The following is a 255-nucleotide window of genomic DNA, read 5'->3' as shown; positions in this document are numbered from 1 at the left end:
GGTGGTTACTTACTCATGATGGCGCTTGTGGGCTATTACATTCGCTATGCGGGTGGTGATTGGGGAAGCATGGCACAAAATGGTTTCTTTGCTTTAAGTGCCCTGATACTGGTGAGTTTGTTTTTATCTGAGCGTTTGCGTAAGCAGCTTAAGGTGCAAATTACTAAACATTTCTTTGCTAATAAATATGAGTACCGCGAAGAGTGGATGAAGTTTGCCGCCGTTCTGGAAGAAGACGGTGTATCTCCTTATAAC

Annotated in this window: 1 protein-coding gene; it reads left to right on the top strand. The window is 43.5% G+C overall.

All coding sequences use genetic code 11. The features are described 5' to 3' along the window. Positions 1 to 15: 15 nt before the first annotated feature. The coding region (locus Q4528_RS14795; RefSeq protein WP_303522423.1) for a hypothetical protein at positions 16 to 255 on the top strand (240 nt) is incomplete at its 3' end.

Origin of the sequence: Staphylococcus pasteuri, from assembly GCF_030547725.1 — a bacterium.
Lineage (GTDB): Bacteria > Bacillota > Bacilli > Staphylococcales > Staphylococcaceae > Staphylococcus > Staphylococcus pasteuri.
Note: the sequence above shows the minus strand (reverse complement) of the source record. Positions and strands in the feature narration are given on the sequence as shown.